This window comes from uncultured Oceanisphaera sp., from assembly GCF_947495715.1.
In the GTDB taxonomy this organism is placed as follows: Bacteria; Pseudomonadota; Gammaproteobacteria; order Enterobacterales; family Aeromonadaceae; genus Oceanimonas; species Oceanimonas sediminis.
In genome coordinates, this window is sequence record NZ_CANLZU010000002.1 from 223,283 (window position 1) to 241,227 (window position 17,945).

13 protein-coding genes are annotated in these 17,945 nt (G+C 56.6%); 9 read left to right on the forward strand and 4 right to left on the reverse strand.

Going from position 1 to position 17,945, the window contains the following annotated elements; genetic code table 11:
* Nucleotides 1-118: 118 nt before the first annotated feature.
* Nucleotides 119-1,639, reverse strand: a complete 1,521-nt coding sequence (locus tag Q0753_RS02305; RefSeq protein WP_298716557.1) for a fumarate hydratase — start codon at nt 1,637-1,639, stop codon at nt 119-121.
* Between the two features lie 126 nt (nt 1,640-1,765).
* Here Q0753_RS02305 and pabB point away from each other — a divergent pair, with 126 nt between their 5' ends.
* From pabB to Q0753_RS02320, 3 genes are all read left to right on the forward strand, one after another.
* A complete protein-coding gene (gene pabB / locus Q0753_RS02310; protein WP_298716559.1) occupies nt 1,766-3,142 on the forward strand; it encodes an aminodeoxychorismate synthase component I in 1,377 nt (458 codons plus the stop codon).
* On the forward strand, nt 3,139-3,702 hold the full coding sequence (locus Q0753_RS02315; protein WP_298716562.1) for a CoA pyrophosphatase: 564 nt from the start codon (nt 3,139-3,141) through the stop codon (nt 3,700-3,702). The genes pabB and Q0753_RS02315 overlap by 4 nt, the downstream gene beginning before the upstream one ends.
* Nucleotides 3,703-3,858: 156 nt before the next feature.
* Nucleotides 3,859-5,241 (forward strand): L-serine ammonia-lyase, encoded by a 1,383-nt coding sequence (locus Q0753_RS02320; RefSeq protein WP_298716565.1) that lies wholly within the window; start codon nt 3,859-3,861, stop codon nt 5,239-5,241.
* Between the two features lie 541 nt (nt 5,242-5,782).
* Here the strand turns inward: Q0753_RS02320 and metG are convergent.
* On the reverse strand, nt 5,783-7,819 hold the full coding sequence (gene metG, locus Q0753_RS02325) for a methionine--tRNA ligase (protein WP_298716568.1): 2,037 nt from the start codon (nt 7,817-7,819) through the stop codon (nt 5,783-5,785).
* A gap of 261 nt (nt 7,820-8,080) precedes the next feature.
* Here metG and apbC point away from each other — a divergent pair, with 261 nt between their 5' ends.
* The 6 genes from apbC to Q0753_RS02355 all read left to right on the forward strand — a co-directional run bounded on the left by apbC (nt 8,081) and on the right by Q0753_RS02355 (nt 15,966).
* The gene (apbC, locus tag Q0753_RS02330) at nt 8,081-9,154 is read left to right on the forward strand and encodes an iron-sulfur cluster carrier protein ApbC (protein WP_298716571.1); all 1,074 of its coding nucleotides are present in this window, start codon (nt 8,081-8,083) and stop codon (nt 9,152-9,154) included.
* A 96-nt stretch (nt 9,155-9,250) separates the two neighbouring features.
* Nucleotides 9,251-9,832, forward strand: a complete 582-nt coding sequence (gene dcd, locus Q0753_RS02335; protein ID WP_298716574.1) for a dCTP deaminase — start codon at nt 9,251-9,253, stop codon at nt 9,830-9,832.
* Between the two features lie 277 nt (nt 9,833-10,109).
* The gene (locus tag Q0753_RS02340) at nt 10,110-12,041 is read left to right on the forward strand and encodes an AsmA family protein (protein ID WP_298716577.1); all 1,932 of its coding nucleotides are present in this window, start codon (nt 10,110-10,112) and stop codon (nt 12,039-12,041) included.
* A 742-nt stretch (nt 12,042-12,783) separates the two neighbouring features.
* The gene (locus Q0753_RS02345) at nt 12,784-13,668 is read left to right on the forward strand and encodes a LysR family transcriptional regulator (RefSeq protein WP_298716579.1); all 885 of its coding nucleotides are present in this window, start codon (nt 12,784-12,786) and stop codon (nt 13,666-13,668) included.
* Nucleotides 13,669-13,891: 223 nt separating this feature from the next.
* Nucleotides 13,892-14,872: a DUF1852 domain-containing protein gene (locus Q0753_RS02350; protein WP_298716581.1), complete on the forward strand. Its 981-nt coding sequence runs from the start codon at nt 13,892-13,894 to the stop codon at nt 14,870-14,872.
* A 47-nt stretch (nt 14,873-14,919) separates the two neighbouring features.
* Complete coding sequence (locus Q0753_RS02355; protein WP_298716583.1) at nt 14,920-15,966, forward strand: methionine synthase; 1,047 nt, start codon at nt 14,920-14,922, stop codon at nt 15,964-15,966.
* 293 nt (nt 15,967-16,259) lie between these two features.
* Here Q0753_RS02355 and Q0753_RS02360 read toward each other — a convergent pair whose 3' ends face one another.
* Nucleotides 16,260-16,667: a SirB2 family protein gene (locus Q0753_RS02360; RefSeq protein ID WP_298716585.1), complete on the reverse strand. Its 408-nt coding sequence runs from the start codon at nt 16,665-16,667 to the stop codon at nt 16,260-16,262.
* A 187-nt stretch (nt 16,668-16,854) separates the two neighbouring features.
* Nucleotides 16,855-17,694 (reverse strand): NAD-dependent protein deacetylase, encoded by an 840-nt coding sequence (locus Q0753_RS02365; protein ID WP_298716587.1) that lies wholly within the window; start codon nt 17,692-17,694, stop codon nt 16,855-16,857.
* Nucleotides 17,695-17,945: the final 251 nt, after the last annotated feature.

A 17,945-nucleotide genomic window follows, 5' to 3' on the forward strand; every position in this document is an offset into this window, starting at 1 on the left:
CAGCGAGGTGCAACGCAAGGGGAGGGTTGGGGAGGGGTTACGGCAGGGGCCATACGCATACAAAAAAGCCCGGCAGGGCCGGGCTTGGTCGTGATTTATCGGGAAACTATCGAGAAAGTCAGACTTTCATCTTTGCATCCAGCTCTTCAATTCTGGCCTGCCAGATGGCGGGGCCGGCCACGTGGGCGTTGTTGCCTTCGCTGTCGACCGCCACGGTCACCGGCATGTCTTCCACTTCGAATTCGTAGATGGCTTCCATCCCCAGATCTTCAAACGCCAGCACCTTGGCCTTCTTCACCGCCTTGGCCACCAGGTAGGCGGCGCCGCCCACGGCCATCAGGTAGACGGCCTTGTGCTGCTTGATGGAGTCGACGGTCGCCGGGCCACGTTCGGCCTTGCCGACCATGCCCATCAGGCCGGCCTGCTCCAGCATCATGTCGGTGAACTTGTCCATGCGGGTAGAGGTAGTGGGGCCGGCGGGGCCGACCGCTTCGTTGCCGATGGCGTCAACCGGACCTACGTAATAGATGAAACGATCCTTGAAATCCACCGGCAGGGTTTCACCCTTGCTCAGCATTTCCTGAATACGTTTGTGGGCGGCGTCGCGACCGGTGAGCAGCTTGCCGGACAAAAGCACGGTTTCGCCCATCTTCCACTCGGCAATGTCGGCGCGGGTCACGGTGTCCAGGTTGACCCGGCACACGTTTTCGCCCACTTCCCAGGTTACTTCCGGCCAGTCCTCCAGTTTCGGCGGCGTCAGCTCGGCGGGGCCGGAGCCGTCCAGGTGGAAGTGCACGTGACGGGTAGCGGCGCAGTTGGGGATCATTACCACCGGCTTGGAGGCCGCGTGGGTGGGGGCAGACTTGATCTTGATGTCCACCACGGTGGTGAGACCACCCAGCCCTTGAGCACCGATGCCGAGCTTGTTGGCTTTCTCGAAGATCTCCAGCCGCAGCTTCTCTTCGGTGGTCTCGGCGCCGCGCTCGATCAGCTCGTGAATGTCGACCGGATCCATCAGCGATTCCTTGGCCAGCACGGCGGCTTTTTCGGCGGTGCCACCGATGCCGATGCCGAGCATGCCCGGCGGGCACCAGCCGGCGCCCATGGTGGGCAGGGTCTTCAGTACCCACTCGACGATGTCGTCGGACGGGTTGAGCATCACCATCTTGGACTTGTTCTCGGAGCCGCCGCCCTTGGCGGCAATGGCCACCTCGACCTCGTTACCGGCCACCATGTCGATGTGCACCACGGCGGGGGCGTTGTCTTTGGTGTTGATGCGGCGACCGGCGGGGTCGGCCACGATGGAAGCGCGCAGGGGATTATCGGGATTGTTGTAGGCGCGGCGCACCCCTTCATCCACCATTTCCTGCACCGTCAGATCGCTGTCCCACTGCACCTGCATGCCGATTTTCACGAAACAGGTGACGATGCCGGTGTCCTGGCACAGGGGGCGATGGCCTTCGGCGGCCATGCGCGAGTTGATCAGTATCTGGGCGATGGCGTCCTTGGCGGCCTGGCTTTGCTCTTTGAGATAGGCTTTTTCCAGCGCCTGCACGAAGTCCAGCGGATGGTAATAGGAGATGTATTGCAGCGCGTCGGCAACGGAGTCGATAAAGTCCTGCTTCTTGATAATGCTCATGGCTTCCTCATGGGTTATCGGTTAGCTCTGTATTGTTATAATCGCCGCTATGATACGCTTGGCGGCCCCCGGCTGGCCAGCCTGAGCGCCGGACGGAATGCCAAAACTGTCGAGTGGATTACATTAATGGGACTGCCTTTACACATTCACAGCCAGCCGTTTTCCGGCTCGGTGCATGATTTCTTTTCTCCTGTCGCCGAACAGCCCTGGGCCATGCTGCTGGAATCGGCCGCGCCAGGCGGCTCTGATAGCCGTTTTCACATCATCAGCGCCCAGCCAGTGGCCACCCTGGTGACCCGCGGCGAAACAACGGTGATCGATCATCCAGCTGGATCTGTGACCTCCACCGAGTCGCCTTTTTCTTTGCTCAAAGCCTGGCAACAGCAGCTGCTGGGCGAGGTGACGCTGCCCGATTCTTATCAACATCTGCCCTTCGCCGGCGGCGCCCTGGGGCTGTTTTGTTACGATTTGGGCCGCCGGCTGGAGCGACTGCCCAGCCTGGCCATCAACGAGCTGGCGACCCCCGACATGGCGGTAGGTCTTTTCGACTGGGCCTGGGTCATCGACCGTGAAGCCGAGCAGGCGCATCTGCTGGTGCTGGGTGATGAGGTGGCGCTGGCCACACGACTGAGCTGGTGGCAGACACTGCAGGCGTCAGCATCGGAGCCCTTTCACCTGACCGGAGCCTGGCAGGCCAATCGCACCGCCGCCGAGTATGAAGAAAGCTTCAACCGGGTACAGCAGTATCTGCAGGCGGGTGACTGCTACCAGATCAACCTCACCATGCGCTTCAACGCCCCTTTCAGTGGTGATGCCTGGCAGGCCTATCGTCACCTGAGCGAGCACAACCGCGCACCGTTTTCCGCCTTTCTGCAATTGCCCGACAGCCAGGTGCTGAGCCTGTCGCCGGAGCGTTTTATCGCCCTCGACGGCCGGCGGGTCGAAACCAAGCCGATCAAGGGTACCCGGCCCCGCGGTGCCAGTGAGGCCGAAGACCGGCGGCTGGCGCAGGATCTGCTGGTGGCGCCGAAAGACAGGGCCGAGAACCTGATGATTGTGGATCTACTGCGCAATGACATCGGTCGGGTTTGTGTGCCGGGCACGGTCAAGGTGCCGTCGCTGTTTGCCATCGAGTCGTTTCCGGCGGTGCATCATCTGGTGTCGACCATTACCGGCGAGCTGGACTCCATGCTGGACGGCACCGACTTGCTGGCGGCCACTTTTCCCGGCGGCTCCATTACCGGCGCACCCAAGGTGCGGGCGATGGAGATCATCGAAGAGCTGGAGCCGCACCGGCGTCACGGCTATTGCGGCAGCATCGGTTATCTCAGTGCCCACGGCCGCATGGACACCAGCATCACCATTCGCACTTTGCTGGCCGAGCAGAGCCGGCTGTATTGCTGGGCCGGTGGCGGGGTAGTGGCCGACTCGCAGGCGGCCGACGAATATCAGGAGCTGTTCGACAAGCTGGGTAAAATTCTGCCGGTGCTGGAAGCCCTGTGACCCTGAACGAGCTGGAAACCCGCATCAAGCTATTCCAGCCCCGGCCGGATCCGCACCTGCCGGATCACGCCTTTCCGGCGGCGGTGCTGGTGCCCCTGTTGCAGGCGGAGCAGGGGCTGGAGCTGGTACTGACCCGCCGCAGCCGCCATCTGCGCCAGCACCCGGGGCAAATCAGCTTTCCCGGCGGCCGGGCCGACAGCACCGATCCCAGCCTGTGGCACACGGCGCTGCGTGAAAGCTTTGAAGAAATCGGGCTGGCGCCGGAGTTGTGCCGCCAGCTGGCGCGATTGCGGGCCCAGCACACCATATCGGGTTTTGCATTGACGCCCTTCATCGGGGTGATTGAAGGGCAGCCCGATTTTATTTTGAATCCGGCCGAGGTCGAAGAGTTGTTTAGAGTACCGCTGGACTATGTGCTGGACCTGCGCCATCACCACCTGTTCAGCCTGCGGCGCCAGGGCCGCTGGCATCGGGTGGTGTTTATACGCTGGAATGGGGTCTGGATCTGGGGCATTACCGCCGCGGTGATTCATCAGTTTGCCCGCCAGATCGCCCGCTGACGGGCGATCCTTATCACAAATCCCACCTCCCCGTTTTCGTAACTGTTAAAATTTTGTTGGGTTGTCTCTCAAATAATTCTACAATCATTCAATAATAGTTGAGTGGCTCTCGAATTAGAGTCCTGTTAAGCCCCAGTTGTGTTTTGGAGTGTTCCCATGATCAGCGTGTTCGATATGTTCAGTATTGGCATAGGCCCGTCTTCTTCCCATACCGTTGGCCCCATGCGAGCGGCGCATGCCTTTGTGCAAACCATGGCCGAGCAGGGTATTCTGACCCGCACCAGCCGGGTTGAAGTAGAGCTGTTTGGCTCGCTGGGCCAGACCGGTATCGGTCACGGCACCGGCAAGGCGGTGATCCTGGGCCTGGGCGGTTTCGATCCGGAAAGCGTGGACGTAGACATGATTCCGGGCTTTCTGGAGCAGGTGGAGTCCAGCCAGGAAATACTGCTTAACCAGAGCCACCCGGCGGCCTTTCCGCGCAGCGGCGCCATCATCTTTCATCGCCGCAAGACGCTGCCGCTGCACAGTAACGGCATGAGCTGCCGCGCCTTCGAGGGCGATCAGTTGCTGCATGAGCAGTCCTACTATTCCATCGGCGGCGGTTTTATCGTCAAGGCGGAAGAATTTGCCGACACCAAGGCCAGTGCCGCGGCCGAGTCCAGCGCCAAACCGGTGCCGTTTCCCTTCAAGAGCGGTGATCAACTGCTGCAATTATGCCGCGAAAACGGCATGTCGATCAGCAGCCTGATGATGGCCAATGAAAAGGTAAACCGCAGTGAAGAAGAAATTATCGCCGGATTGCGCAAACTGTGGAGCGTGATGAAGGCCTGTGTTTCTCGTGGCTGCAAAACCGAGGGCATTTTGTCAGGTGGCCTCAAGTTAAGGCGTCGTGCTCCTTCGTTGCTGCGTAAATTAAACAGCGAGTCCTCCTATAACAAGGATCCATTGAGTGTCATGGAGTGGGTGGATCTATTCGCCATGGCGGTGAACGAAGAAAACGCCGCCGGTGGCCGGGTGGTAACGGCACCCACCAACGGTGCGGCGGGCATACTGCCGGCGGTGCTGCATTATTATGACAAGTTCGTGCAGCCGGTGGATGACGATGTGCTGGTGCAGTATTTTCTGACCGCCGCCGCCATCGGCATTCTGTACAAGGAAAATGCCTCCATCTCCGGCGCCGAAGTGGGCTGTCAGGGCGAGGTGGGTGTGGCCTGCTCCATGGCGGCCGCGGCATTGACTGCCGTAGTAGGCGGTACCATAGAGCACGTGGAAAACGCCGCCGAAATCGGCATGGAGCACAACCTGGGGCTGACCTGTGACCCGGTCGGTGGTCTGGTGCAGGTGCCCTGTATCGAACGTAACGCCATGGGCTCGGTCAAGGCCATCAATGCCAGCCGCCTGGCCCTGCGTGGCGACGGCGAGCACAAGGTGTCGCTGGACAAGGTGATCAAGACCATGCGCGAAACCGGCATGGACATGAAGTCCAAGTACAAGGAAACCGCCCGCGGCGGCCTGGCGGTCAACATCATCGAATGTTGAGTTAAAGCTTTAAGCGGTAAGCTGACAGCTGTAAGTAACAAAAAGCCCGGAGTTCCGGGCTTTTTACTGTCTGCAACGAGGTAACACCGCTTGGCAGCCGGGCTTTTTCGTCATTCCTGCGAAGGCAGGAATCCAGTGACCCAGGCTCGAGTCCGTAGCAAGATGCTGCATGCTCATGAACCCCCGCCTTCGCGGGGGCGATGGTGGAGAACACCTCACACCATTGCGAAGAGCCGACCCCACGCCTGAATGACCGCCGAACAGCTCCTCCCCCTTGCCTGCGGAGCGGCAGGCATGGCTGCGGATTCGCACCAGGGGGAGGCGGGGTGGGGGTGTCACTTTGGCCGAAGCGAGCAAGTTGGCGTATGAGCTAGCACCTGCAGTAACCCCTCCCCAACCCTCCCCTTGCGTTGCACTTTGCTTGGTTCTGTCGACCCGAGGTCAAGGGGAGGGAGCAAACCGGCACAGGTTTTTACCTGTAGGTCACATACAAAAAAGCCCGGCATCGCCGGGCTTTCTTACCGCTTAAAGCTTACCGCTTTTACTTGATCCGCATGCCGGGCTGGGCGCCGTCGTGGGGCTCGAGGATCCACAGATCCTTGCCACCGGGGCCGGCGGCCAGCACCATGCCTTCACTCACGCCGAAGCGCATCTTGCGCGGCGCCAGGTTGGCGACCATGACGGTGAGCTTGCCTTCCAGATCTTCCGGGGCGTAGGCAGACTTGATACCGGCAAACACCTGACGGGTTTCGCCGCCCAGATCCAGTTCGAGGCGCAGCAGTTTCTCGGCCTTGGGCACCGCTTCCGCCTTCTTGATCAGCGCCACCCGCAGATCCACCTTGGCGAAGTCATCGAAGCTGATGGTCTCGCCGATGGGGTCATCTGCCAGCGGGCCGGTGACTTGTTTGACCTGGGCCTGCTCGGCGGCCAGATCTTCCTTCGAGGCTTCCACCATGGCGGCGACCTTGTCGGCGTCGATGCGGCTGAACAGGGCCTTGAACTTGTTGACGCCATGGCCGAGCAGCGGTTCGTTCACGGCGTTCCAGCTCAGTTCGCAGTTGAGGAAGGCCTCGGCGCGTTCGGTCAGCTTGGGCATCACCGGCTTGAGGTAGGTCATCAACACCCGGAACAGGTTAATACCCACGGAGCACACGGCCTGCAGCTCGTCGTCTTTGCCTTCCTGCTTGGCCAGTACCCAGGGGGCCATGTCGTCCACATAGCGGTTGGCCTTGTCGGCCAGCGCCATGATCTCGCGGATGGCACGGCCGAATTCACGCTGCTCGTAAGACTGGCCGATGCGCTCGGCGGCGGCGGCAAACTCGGCATACAGCTCGGGCTCGGCGCAGTCGGCGGCAAGCTGACCGTTGAAACGCTTGGCAATAAAACCGGCGTTACGCGAGGCCAGGTTGACCAGCTTGTTGACCACGTCGCTGTTTACCCGGGCCACGAAGTCGTCCAGGCTCAAGTCCAGATCGTCGATGCGGCTGGACAGCTTGGCGGCGTAGTAATAACGCAGGCACTCGGGATCCAGGTGGTTGAGATAGGTATCGGCCTTGATGAAGGTGCCCTTGGACTTGGACATCTTGGCGCCGTTCACCGTCACATAACCGTGCACGAAGATGTTGCTCGGCTTGCGGAAATCGCTGCCTTCCAGCACCGCGGGCCAGAACAGGCTGTGGAAGTAGACGATATCCTTGCCGATAAAGTGGTACAGCTCGGTGCTGCTGTCCTTGTTCCAGTATTCGTCGAAGCTGAGATCGCCCCGCTTGTCGCAGTAGTTCTTGAACGAGCCCATGTAGCCGATGGGGGCATCCAGCCACACATAGAAATATTTGCCCGGGGCATCGGGAATTTCGAAACCGAAGTAGGGCGCATCGCGGGTGATGTCCCACTGATGCAGGCCGGACTCGAACCACTCGCTCATCTTGTTGGCCATTTCTTCCTGCAGGGCACCGGAGCGGGTCCAGGCCTTGAGCATGCCGCCAAACTGGGGCAGGTCGAAGAAGAAGTGCTCGGTGTCTTTCATCACCGGGGTAGCGCCGGAGACCGCCGAGCGCGGATCAATCAGCTCTGTCGGGCTGTAGGTGGCGCCGCACACTTCGCAGTTGTCGCCATACTGGTCTTCCGCCTTGCAGCTGGGGCAGGTGCCCTTGACGAAACGATCCGGCAGAAACATGTTCTGCTCCGGATCATAAAGCTGGGAAATGGTGCGGTTTTCGATAAAGCCGTTGCTCTTGAGGCGACCGTAGATCAGCTCGGCAAAGTCGCGGTTCTCTTTGCTGTGGGTCGAGTGATAGTTGTCGAAGCCGATGTTGAAGCGGTCGAAGTCGGCTTTATGCTCCTGTTGCACGGCGGCAATCATCTGCTCGGGATCGACGCCCAGCTGCTGGGCCTTGAGCATGATGGGGGTGCCGTGTGCATCGTCGGCACAGATAAAATGAACCTGATGGCCACGCATTCGCTGATAACGAACCCAGATATCGGCCTGAATGTGCTCCAGCATATGGCCAAGGTGGATTGAACCGTTGGCATAGGGCAGGGCGCAGGTGACAAGTATCTTACGAGGTTCGGTAGCCATAATTTCCATTCTGTTGAGTCAATTACACGGGACAGAGCATGTTACCCGAGTTTTTTTCGGTTATACACACTTTGGCCGCTTTTTCCGGCCCAAAGCGCCCGGCCTCGGGTTTTGTCCTTGTCGGCTCCGGTATGTGGCCGACATGCATCCGGCCATATGCGACAAAAGGCCGGCAAAGCCGCATATCGCCTCGGCTCGGCGTTTCACCGCTGCGGGCTTTTTGGTAGAGTGCAGAACAGATTCATCAGCAGGCAACACAGCATGAATAATGAACACATTAGTGCCCGGCTGGCCCAATTTCGGCCTTCGCACTGGGCAAAGGATCCGGTCAGTGCCGGTTTTGTTCGTGGCGTGACCCGGTCGCAGGATATTCTGACGGTGTCGCTGGTACTGCCTTTTGTCGATTATCGGCTGGAAACCGAGTTGCAGGACCTGGATGCCGACCTGTGCCGGTTGAGTGGTGCCGGCAGGGTACGCTGGCAGTTGAGTCAAGATGTAGCGACCCTGGCCTGCGCCAACGATGCCCAGGCCGTGCCGGGAGTACGCAATATTATCGCGGTGTCGTCCGGCAAGGGCGGGGTCGGCAAGTCCACCACGGCGGTGAACCTGGCGTTGGCGCTAAGCCGGCTCGGCGGCCGGGTGGGCATATTGGATGCGGATGTGTATGGCCCTTCTATTCCGATGATGCTGGGGGTAGCCGACGCCAGGCCCGAAAGCGACGACGGCAAGACCATGGCGCCGGTGCCGGCGCACGGCATCAAGGCCAACAGCATCGGCTTTCTGGTGGGGGCCGAGGATGCCACCGTCTGGCGCGGGCCCATGGCCAGCAAGGCGCTGGCACAGATATTGCGCGAGACTCGCTGGGGCGATCTCGATTACCTGGTGGTGGATCTGCCGCCGGGTACCGGTGATATTCAGATTACCATTGCCCAGCAGGTGCCGACCACCGGCGCCCTGGTGGTGACCACACCGCAGAACGTGGCGTTGGCCGATGCCGTCAAGGGCATCAACATGTTCCGGAAGGTCAATATTCCGGTGCTGGGGGTGGTGGAAAACATGAGCTATCACCAGTGCAGCCAGTGCGGCCATCAGGAAGCGTTATTCGGTGAAGGTGGCGGCCTGCGGGTATCAAGCCAGCATCAGGTGCCGCTGCTCGGTCAGTTACCGCTGGATGCGACTATCGGCCGGCAGATGGACCAGGGTACCCCAACCCTGATTGCCGAGCCTGAAGGCGCCCTGACCAATCTTTATCTGAACATCGCCGCCCGGGTGGCGGCGGGGCTTTATTTTAGCGGCAACATCATTCCCACCCGCCTTTATACCCGGCAGGTTTAATCGCATCACTGCCACGCAGGCGCGCCTTGTTCGTGCCGCCAGACGGCAAGGGCCGTCGCTGCCGTGGTGGGATCACCATTGAGTTAAGGAGTTTTCATGCGTCTTTGTGACCGGGATATCAAGCGTTATCTGGCCGAGGGTCTTATCCAGATCAGTCCCGAGCCGGAGCCGGAGCGGATTAGTGGTGTCAGTGTCGATGTGCTGCTGGGCAACGCATTTCGCGTGTTTCAGGATCATACCGCGCCCTATATCGAGCTGAGCGGACCCAGTGCCCAGGTGTCCGAGGCCATCAACCGGGTAATGAGTGACGAGATTGTCATTCCCGATGGCGAAGCCTTCTTTCTGCACCCGGGCGAGCTGGCGCTGGCGGTAACACTTGAATCTGTCACCCTGCCCGATAATATTGTCGGCTGGCTGGACGGCCGCTCTTCTCTGGCGCGGCTCGGGCTCATGGTGCACGTGACGGCACACCGCATCGATCCGGGCTGGTCCGGACGCATCGTGCTGGAATTCTACAACAGCGGCAAACTGCCGCTGGCGCTGCGCCCGCGTATGGTGATTGGCGCGCTCAATTTCGAAACCATGTCGGGGTCGGCCGAACGGCCTTACATGAGCCGTGCCAGCGCCAAGTACAAGTCGCAGCAAGGCGCGGATGCCAGCCGTATCAATCAGGACTAACCCCTGCGGGGAGCTGTAAGCCATAAGCTGTCAGCTTTAAGCGGTGGTGTTTGTAGAATTTGAGCCGTGTCTGTTTGGGCGGCGTTGGCTGTGAAATGGATTCCGGCTCGTGGGCCGGAATGACTGCATAAGGCCGTCACTCCGTGCCGAATCAAGTAACGTCATGCTGAACTCGATTCAGTATCAGCACGGCGAGGCCGGAGTCCATGGCGGCTTGCACTGCCTCACATGCCGCAAAGCAGATGGGTATTAAACGTATAAAAAACGGGAAACAATAATGAAAAAACTACTCTACGGCGTGGCGGCGTTGCTGCTGTTATTGCTGCTCGCGCTGGTGATTCTGACCCGGGTGGTGGATACCGACAGAGTCAAGCGGGTGCTGATCGAGCAGACCCGGGAAAAAACCGGCCGCACCCTGGTGATCAACGGCGACCTGAGCTGGCGCTTTTTCCCCTCTATCGGCTTTACTCTCAACGACGCTGCCTTGCTCAATCCGCCCGGCTTTGCCGCCGGTAATACCCTGTCTGTCGGTGAAATCAGCCTGGACGTGGCGCTGAAGCCGCTGTTCGATAACCGGCTGGAGATCGGCGAAGCGGTGCTGGGCAATGCGCGTCTGCATCTGATCACCCGCGCCGATGGGGTCAGCAATATCGACGATCTGCGTACCCTGTCTACCACGACGTCCACTACCGGCGGCTCGAATGAGCAGACGGAAACGGATGGCGGCGGCGAGCCTCGTCAGCCGATGAGCATCAGCCTGGCCGGTGTGCAGGTGGTGGATGCCGAAATCGTGGTACAGAACGAAGCGAATAATACCCTGACCCGCCTCAACCGGGTCAACGTCAAGCTCGACGAGTTTGCTCCCGGCAAGGCGGTACCCCTGAGTCTGTCCGGTAATCTGTTCAGTGACGAGGTACAGGCCAATATGGATGCCACCGGTCAGTTGTGGCTGGCACCGGAATTCGACCGCCTGCGACTGGATGATCTCAAGCTCGACCTCGATGCCACCGGCCGTGCCATTCCCGGTACCAAGCAGCTGCGGCTGGAAGGTAACCTGGCCTATGTACTGGATCGCAAACTGGCCGAGTTCAGCGACATGACGCTGAAACTGGGATCGCTGGATGCAACGGGTGAACTATCGCTGCGCCATAGTGCCATTCCCGAGCTGCACTTCAACCTGAACACGGCGCTGTTGGATGTGGATGCGTTGCAGGCCGAATGGCGGTCCACGCCGGTCGCGGCGACCGCCGATGAACCGGTGGTCAGTGCGGCGGCGCCGGCGTCGACACTGCCTTCTGCCAGTGCGGCCGATGAGCCGGACCTGTCGGCGCTCAAGAGCATCAAGGTTGAGGGCCGGCTGGCCGCCGACAAGGTGCTGGCGCAGGGAATCGAGCTGGAGCAGCTTGATATCAAGGTCAACATCGATCAGGGCAAGGTAAAGCTCGATCAGGTGCAGGCCCGGTTATATGAAGGCAAGATTGAAGCCAGGGGCGAACTGGACGTCAATACCGATCCGGTGCGTTTTCGCGTACAGAAAACGCTGACCGGGGTTAATGCCCGTGAGCTGCTGACCGCAGCGGCGGGTATCGACTATCTGGAGGGGCGGGCGGATTTGACGTTTGACCTGCGTGGCAGTGGCCTGACCAGCGATGTCATCAAACGCAGCGTAAAGGGAACCTCCGCGCTTAAAGTGGCCGATGGCGCCCTGAACGGGGTGAATATCGCGGCGCTGATCCGTCGGGCCCACGCCAGGGTAAAGGGGCTGCCGTTGCCGGCGGAAGAGGCCGTCGAGAAAACCGACTTCAGCGCCCTGACCGCCGATTTTGCCATCGGCAAAGGCCGGGTAAGCACCGAGAACCTGTATATGGCGTCCCCCTTGTTGCGCATCGATGGCGAGGGAGAAACCAACCTGCTTGACGAGTCGCTCGATGTGTTGCTCAACACCGCCATCGTCGGTAGCCTCAAGGGCCAGGACGGGGAAGAGTTGAGCGAGCTGAAGAACATCATATTGCCGGTACGCATCAGCGGCAGTTACCAGCAGCCGAAGTACAGCCTGGATCTGCAGCAGGTGTTCGACCTTTACCTGCGTGAAAAGGCCGACAAGGAAGCGGAGCGAGTCAAGCGCAAGCTCAACGAAAAGTTGGGTGATGAGCTGGGTGATAAGCTCGGCGATAAACTGCCGGGCCTGCTCGACAAACTGGGTCTGTAACCGACCTGCCGATTGCCGTCGTTTTGGCCATGCTCACGCCCTGTGAGCTTCCTGAAGGCCAAAGCGACGGTTTATTTACTTCCTCTTTCGATATTCCCTTTTCATTTTACCTTTACGACTATCACCAGCGAGCACCTCGCCGTATGGTCGTTTTTAGCGCCTGTTTACGATCTCCTTATATTAATCTGTCAAACTAACTGATCTGGTTGGCTGCCCTGTAAGGTTGAGCGAAGGGTGTCATACCAATCCCACTAAACAAATGATCTATTCCATTTTTGTATAAAAGTCGAACAAAGGGCCTGCTCCCCCGACTCGCCGTGAATCCCTCCCTGGAGGCTCAGCCGCGCCATCCGTGGCGCGAATGGTCGGCTGAGCAGATCCCTTTGTCCTCCTTGATGCACCGGAGTTGCCTGTTAGCGCCGTCTACAGACAGCTCGATGCTCGAGAAGAGGTAACAGAGATCGACTCCCACGGCCGTGAAATGCCAGGGACGGCATTTCCGAGCTTACAGGGAAGTACTTGTAGCGTGTCGTGGGAGGTGGCTGTGTTGCCTCTGATCTCAGATTTAAATTAATGATCAGATCTTTATTCAAATTGGTGTCACTTGAAAAGGTCGAAAAACAGGCTCTGAGTGTCTGGATGGTGAGCATAGGCAACATTTAAATAATGAAAATAATAATATATTTTCAATAAATCATGAATTATATTCATGAAATTGAGTGCTAAAGACCGGAGTTAAATCATGTTGGAGCGGTTTCACCTTGAAGTACTGGCAGCAATAAAAGAGCAGGGAACCTTAACCCAGGCTGCGGAATCGTTGAATTTATCCCAGTCTGCATTGAGTCACAGCATCAAAAAACTGGAAGGTCAGATCAAAACATCTGTTTGGCAAAAAGAAGGCAGAAACTTGCGCCTGACCAATGCGGGTGAGCACATTCTGACGCTTGCCGGTCGGGTATTGCCGCAATTTAAACACACCGAACTTCTATTGTCTCAGATGGCGAAAGGTGAAATGGGTTCACTTCGCATCGGCATGGAATGCCACCCTTGCTATCAATGGCTGTTAAAAGTGATTGAGCCTTATCTTGAAAAGTGGCCAAACGTTGATATTGACGTCAAGCAGGAGTTTCAGTTCGGTGGTCTGGGTGCCCTGCATAGCTATGAAATAGACATCCTGGTCACGCCTGATCCCTTGTATAAACCCAAGCTGACGTTTATACCGGTATTTGACTATGAACATCGGCTCGTTGTTTCATCATCTCACCCCCTTGCCATGCAAAGCTCGATCATGCCGGAACAGCTGAATGAAGAAGTGTTATTTAGCTATCCGGTAGAGCCCGAGCGGCTGGATATCTACAGCCAGTTTTTAAACCCCGCAAAATGCACGGTCAAAAAACACAAGACAATCGAGACTACGGAAATCATGTTGCAAATGGTGGCAGCAGGCAGAGGCGTCTGTGCATTGCCTGGTTGGTTAGTGGATGAATTCGCCAAAACAATGGCCATTAAAAGCCTTCGGTTCGGTCAAGATGGGATTAAAAAGCAGATTTTTTTGGGAATGCGCAAAGGCGAAGAACAGATCAATTACCTGAGTGACTTCGTTGCTCTGGCTCAGAACATTCGGTAACAACTCGGTGGCGAGTGTCTCCAAAGCCGGCACTCTGCTTGCCGGGTGAGCCTTGCCTTACAATAAATCATGAATACTGTTCATCTATTGATGAGATAAAATCATTTTTGTTCATGAAATGGGCCCTGTATAACATACCTAGGCTTAGCTCTAGATGTCTGGACTTCCAGAACGGGCAGGGAACAGATTCAGGCTTTATCTCAACAAATGGATGAACAACATTATGAGTAACGACGTCAAATTTGCTGTAAACAGCATTGCTTTCGATGAAAATTATCAACCCGCAGACAGTACGCGTGCCACGACCAACTTTGCCAACCTGGCCAGGGGAGAGAGCCGCCAGGAAAATCTGCGCAATGCCTTGACGATGATTAACAATCGTTTCAATGCTCTGGTAAATTGGGATAACCCCAAAGCAGACCGTTACTCCGTTGAGCTGGAAATAATTTCTGTTGATATGGATATCGACAATGAAGGCAAGGCGCATACCTTTCCTACTATTGAAGTGCTGAAAACCATTATTGTTGATCACAAAACCAGGCAACGCACAGAAGGCATTGTAGGCAATAACTTCTCCTCTTATGTTCGGGACTATGACTTCAGCGTTTTGTTGCTGGAGCACAACAAGGGCAAACCCGGTTTCAGCATTCCGGAAAACTTTGGCGATCTGCACGGCAAGCTGTTCAAGCGCTTTGTGAACTCGAGCACCTATCAGCAGCATTTTGCCAAATTGCCGGTGATCTGCCTGAGTGTTTCCGATAACAAGACCTATCACCAGACGGAAAATCATCACCCCATATTGGGTGTCGAGTATCTGCCCAATGAAACCTCTTTAACGGAGCAATACTTCAAGAAGATGGGCCTGAAAGTTCGCTACTTTATGCCACCGCACAGCGTTGCACCTCTGGCCTTTTACTTTTTTGATGACTTGCTGAACGATTATACGAATCTTGAGCTGATAAGTACCATCAGCACCATGGAAACGTTTCAAAGAATTTATCGGCCTGAAATATATAATGCCAACGCTGTGGCAGGAAAAATATATAAACCTAATCTGAAGAACGCAGATCATTCATTAACTCGGATTGTTTATGATCGAGAAGAGCGTAGCCAGCTGGCCATTAAGCAGGGCAAACTGGCCGAAGAGAACTTTATCAAGCCATACAAGGCGATTCTTGAGCAGTGGTCTGCCAACTACGCCTGATAATAAAACAAGCGCCTGAACATTAACGAGAACAGAAACCGGTATTTATGATGAAAAAATTATTACCCACGTCCACTGCGGGCAGCTTGCCCAAACCGTCCTGGCTGGCACAACCCGAGACCCTCTGGTCACCCTGGAAGCTGCAAGGTCAAGAGCTTATCGACGGCAAACAGGATGCGCTGCGTGTGTCTTTGCAAGAGCAGCAACAAGCAGGCATCGATATTGTCAGCGATGGCGAGCAAACCCGTCAGCACTTTGTGACTACCTTTATCGAGCACCTTGACGGTGTTGATTTTGAAAAACGTCAGACCGTTAAAATTCGAGATCGCTATGATGCGAGTGTACCGACGGTTGTTGGTGCAGTCAGTCGCCCGAAGCCGGTGTTTGTTGACGATGCCCGATTTTTACGTCAGCAAACCAGGCAACCCATCAAATGGGCCCTGCCTGGCCCCATGACCATGATAGACACGCTGTATGATGATCATTATAAGAGTCGCGAAAAACTGGCCTGGGAGTTTGCCAAAATACTCAATCAGGAAGCCAAAGAGCTGGAGGCAGCGGGTGTTGATATTATCCAGTTTGATGAGCCTGCATTTAATGTGTTTTTTGATGAGGTAAATGATTGGGGGATTGCTGCTTTGGAACGAGCCATTGAAGGCCTTAAATGTGAAACTGCCGTACATATTTGCTATGGCTATGGCATTAAAGCCAATACGGACTGGAAAAAGACGTTGGGTTCCGAGTGGAGACAATATGAAGAGGTCTTTCCCAAACTGCAAAAGTCCAATATCGATATTATCTCGTTAGAATGTCATAACTCCCATGTTCCGATCGAGCTGCTTGAACTGATACGGGGTAAAAAGGTGATGGTAGGGGCCATTGATGTGGCAACCAATCGCATCGAGACGCCAGAGGAAGTCGCCAATACGCTACGAAAAGCACTTGAGTTTGTAGATGCCGACAAGCTCTACCCTTGCACCAACTGTGGCATGGCCCCCTTATCTCGTGGGGTAGCAAGAGGCAAGCTGAATGCCTTGAGTGCAGGAGCTGACATCATTCGAAGAGAACTCTCGGCCCAGGGCGTTGTTTGCTAACTCAGAGAGCTATCTGTCTCTGTAGTGGCCAACTCATTCCGGACAGTAAATTAGACTGCTTCTCGGCCTGAACCGGCGGCAACTCGTCATTGTGTTGGTGAGGATGCTGCCGGTTGTAGTCGTTCTGCGGCGTTATTTCCTAAAAACACAAATGCGATGCTTTGCGTCTTAAATCAGAATAAGCCACGGTGGCCAGCACTGAAAATGTACAACCATAAGTTAGAACAAGTTGTTTTCATGCACTTCAGTACTGTCAAATAGTGAAAAACTCTTTTAGGAAACAACGCCACCTTTCACCCTAACAGCAGGGGCGAATGGGTTTTGGCAATAAACAGCATGGTAGCAAACAAGCCACAGGCTACCCCCGCAAACAGGTAGCGTTGCCCGGCAAGCGCAGCAGGCCTGAATGCCATCATGGCAAAGGCAACATAGGCAACCAGCAGAATCAGTTTCTCGGTTAGCCAGGCATCGGTGACGGGGTATTGATCTATAGCCAGGCACAAGGCCAAGGCACTGACCAGCATCAGCAAGGTCAACAATTTATGAACTTTAAATGCCAATGCATGCTTCAATAATACCGAGCTGGTGATACCCCAGTAGGTACGCAGCAAAAAACTTAAAAAGCCCAGTAAAATAAGCCCCAAGTGTGCCTTGAGCAAAAGCGGATACATACGATTTCCTTCCTTGATTGAGTTATCCATAAGGATGCCTAAGTTATTGTAAGGAAACCTCGAACATATTGATCTGTATCAACCCTTGATGTGAAGGGCGGAAACCACAAACCGGTACCGGGTCCTGATGCCAGCATCCGTATTCAAATCGCCATCGGTGAAAATGAGGGGATCTCTCAGGGGAATTTGCCCAGGTTAGGGTTGAGTAAGTAACCGTCTAGCGGAGCGGGGAGGCGAGCTCGTTGAGAGCCGCTTGCAGTACCGGAGTGATGGGCGCATTCAGCTTGAGGCTGAGCAGTTCATCGGCCCGGGTTTTGCCTAATGTCAGGGCGGCGATCGGCTTGTTCCACTCGTTGGCTCGGCGGCAGAAGCGAAAGCCCGAGTAGACCATCAATGAGGAGCCGATTACCAGCAGACCATCGGCGTTTTTAAGTGCTTCCAGCGCCTCGGTGACACGCGGCCTGGGGACGTTATCGCCGAAGAACACCACATCCGGTTTGAGGATACCGCCACATTGAGCGCATCCCGGAACGTGGAAACCGCTGAAATCCACTTCCAGATCGGCATCGCCATCCGGTGCCGTGGCGGCGCGGTAACGGGTGTAATCCGGGTTCAGCTCGGCACTGCGTTGATGTGACTCGTCGCGGCTACTGCGATAGTCGCAGCTCATGCAGACAATCTGATCGGAGCGGCCATGCAGGTCGACTACCTTGCGGCTGCCGGCCCGCTGGTGCAGTCCATCCACGTTTTGGGTGACCAGCAGGTCGATATGACCCAGCTGTTCCAGCCGTGCCAGGGCCTGATGCGCCGGATTGGGGTGGGCATCGCGCATCACCGGCCAACCGATCAGGCTACGGCCCCAGTAGCGTTTTCGGGTGTGCTCGCAGCGCATAAAGTCCGGGTGTTGCACCGGTTGCCTGCGCTTCCACTCACCTTGCTGATCGCGGTAGTCGGGAATGCCGGAGTCCGTACTGATGCCGGCACCGGTCAGCACCAGCAGGCGCGGGTGGGTACGGATGAATTCGACCAGGTCGGTATGGGGCTCGGTTCGGGGCATAATGCTCGGGCTTCCTTGTATTCTGGTGTCGGCGTTCAGACGGCTTGTGACCGGGGTGTTGTGGCTGCCGGCCAGTTCAATCAAGGCTACGCAAGTCGTCAGCATCCAGCTCGGGAGTACATGAGATATTTTATCCCAATCAAAGGCCCGCCTGTGCACTGACGATGTCTGTCCGGCGTTGTTGATCAAATCAGAGCCGAGACAGCCTGTCCCTACAGGGCTTTCCGCCCTTAACTGAACGGCTGACGAAC

Coding starts and splice junctions, on each gene's coding strand:
- Q0753_RS02340 (WP_298716577.1), top strand. CDS start 10,110: ATGAAAAAACTACTCTACGGCGTGGCGGCGTTGCTGCTGTTATTGCTG.
- Q0753_RS02365 (WP_298716587.1), bottom strand. CDS start 17,694: ATGCCCCGAACCGAGCCCCATACCGACCTGGTCGAATTCATCCGTACC.
- Q0753_RS02355 (WP_298716583.1), top strand. CDS start 14,920: ATGATGAAAAAATTATTACCCACGTCCACTGCGGGCAGCTTGCCCAAA.
- apbC (WP_298716571.1), top strand. CDS start 8,081: ATGAATAATGAACACATTAGTGCCCGGCTGGCCCAATTTCGGCCTTCG.
- Q0753_RS02350 (WP_298716581.1), top strand. CDS start 13,892: ATGAGTAACGACGTCAAATTTGCTGTAAACAGCATTGCTTTCGATGAA.
- dcd (WP_298716574.1), top strand. CDS start 9,251: ATGCGTCTTTGTGACCGGGATATCAAGCGTTATCTGGCCGAGGGTCTT.
- Q0753_RS02305 (WP_298716557.1), bottom strand. CDS start 1,639: ATGAGCATTATCAAGAAGCAGGACTTTATCGACTCCGTTGCCGACGCG.
- metG (WP_298716568.1), bottom strand. CDS start 7,819: ATGGCTACCGAACCTCGTAAGATACTTGTCACCTGCGCCCTGCCCTAT.
- Q0753_RS02320 (WP_298716565.1), top strand. CDS start 3,859: ATGATCAGCGTGTTCGATATGTTCAGTATTGGCATAGGCCCGTCTTCT.
- pabB (WP_298716559.1), top strand. CDS start 1,766: ATGGGACTGCCTTTACACATTCACAGCCAGCCGTTTTCCGGCTCGGTG.
- Q0753_RS02360 (WP_298716585.1), bottom strand. CDS start 16,667: ATGGATAACTCAATCAAGGAAGGAAATCGTATGTATCCGCTTTTGCTC.
- Q0753_RS02345 (WP_298716579.1), top strand. CDS start 12,784: ATGTTGGAGCGGTTTCACCTTGAAGTACTGGCAGCAATAAAAGAGCAG.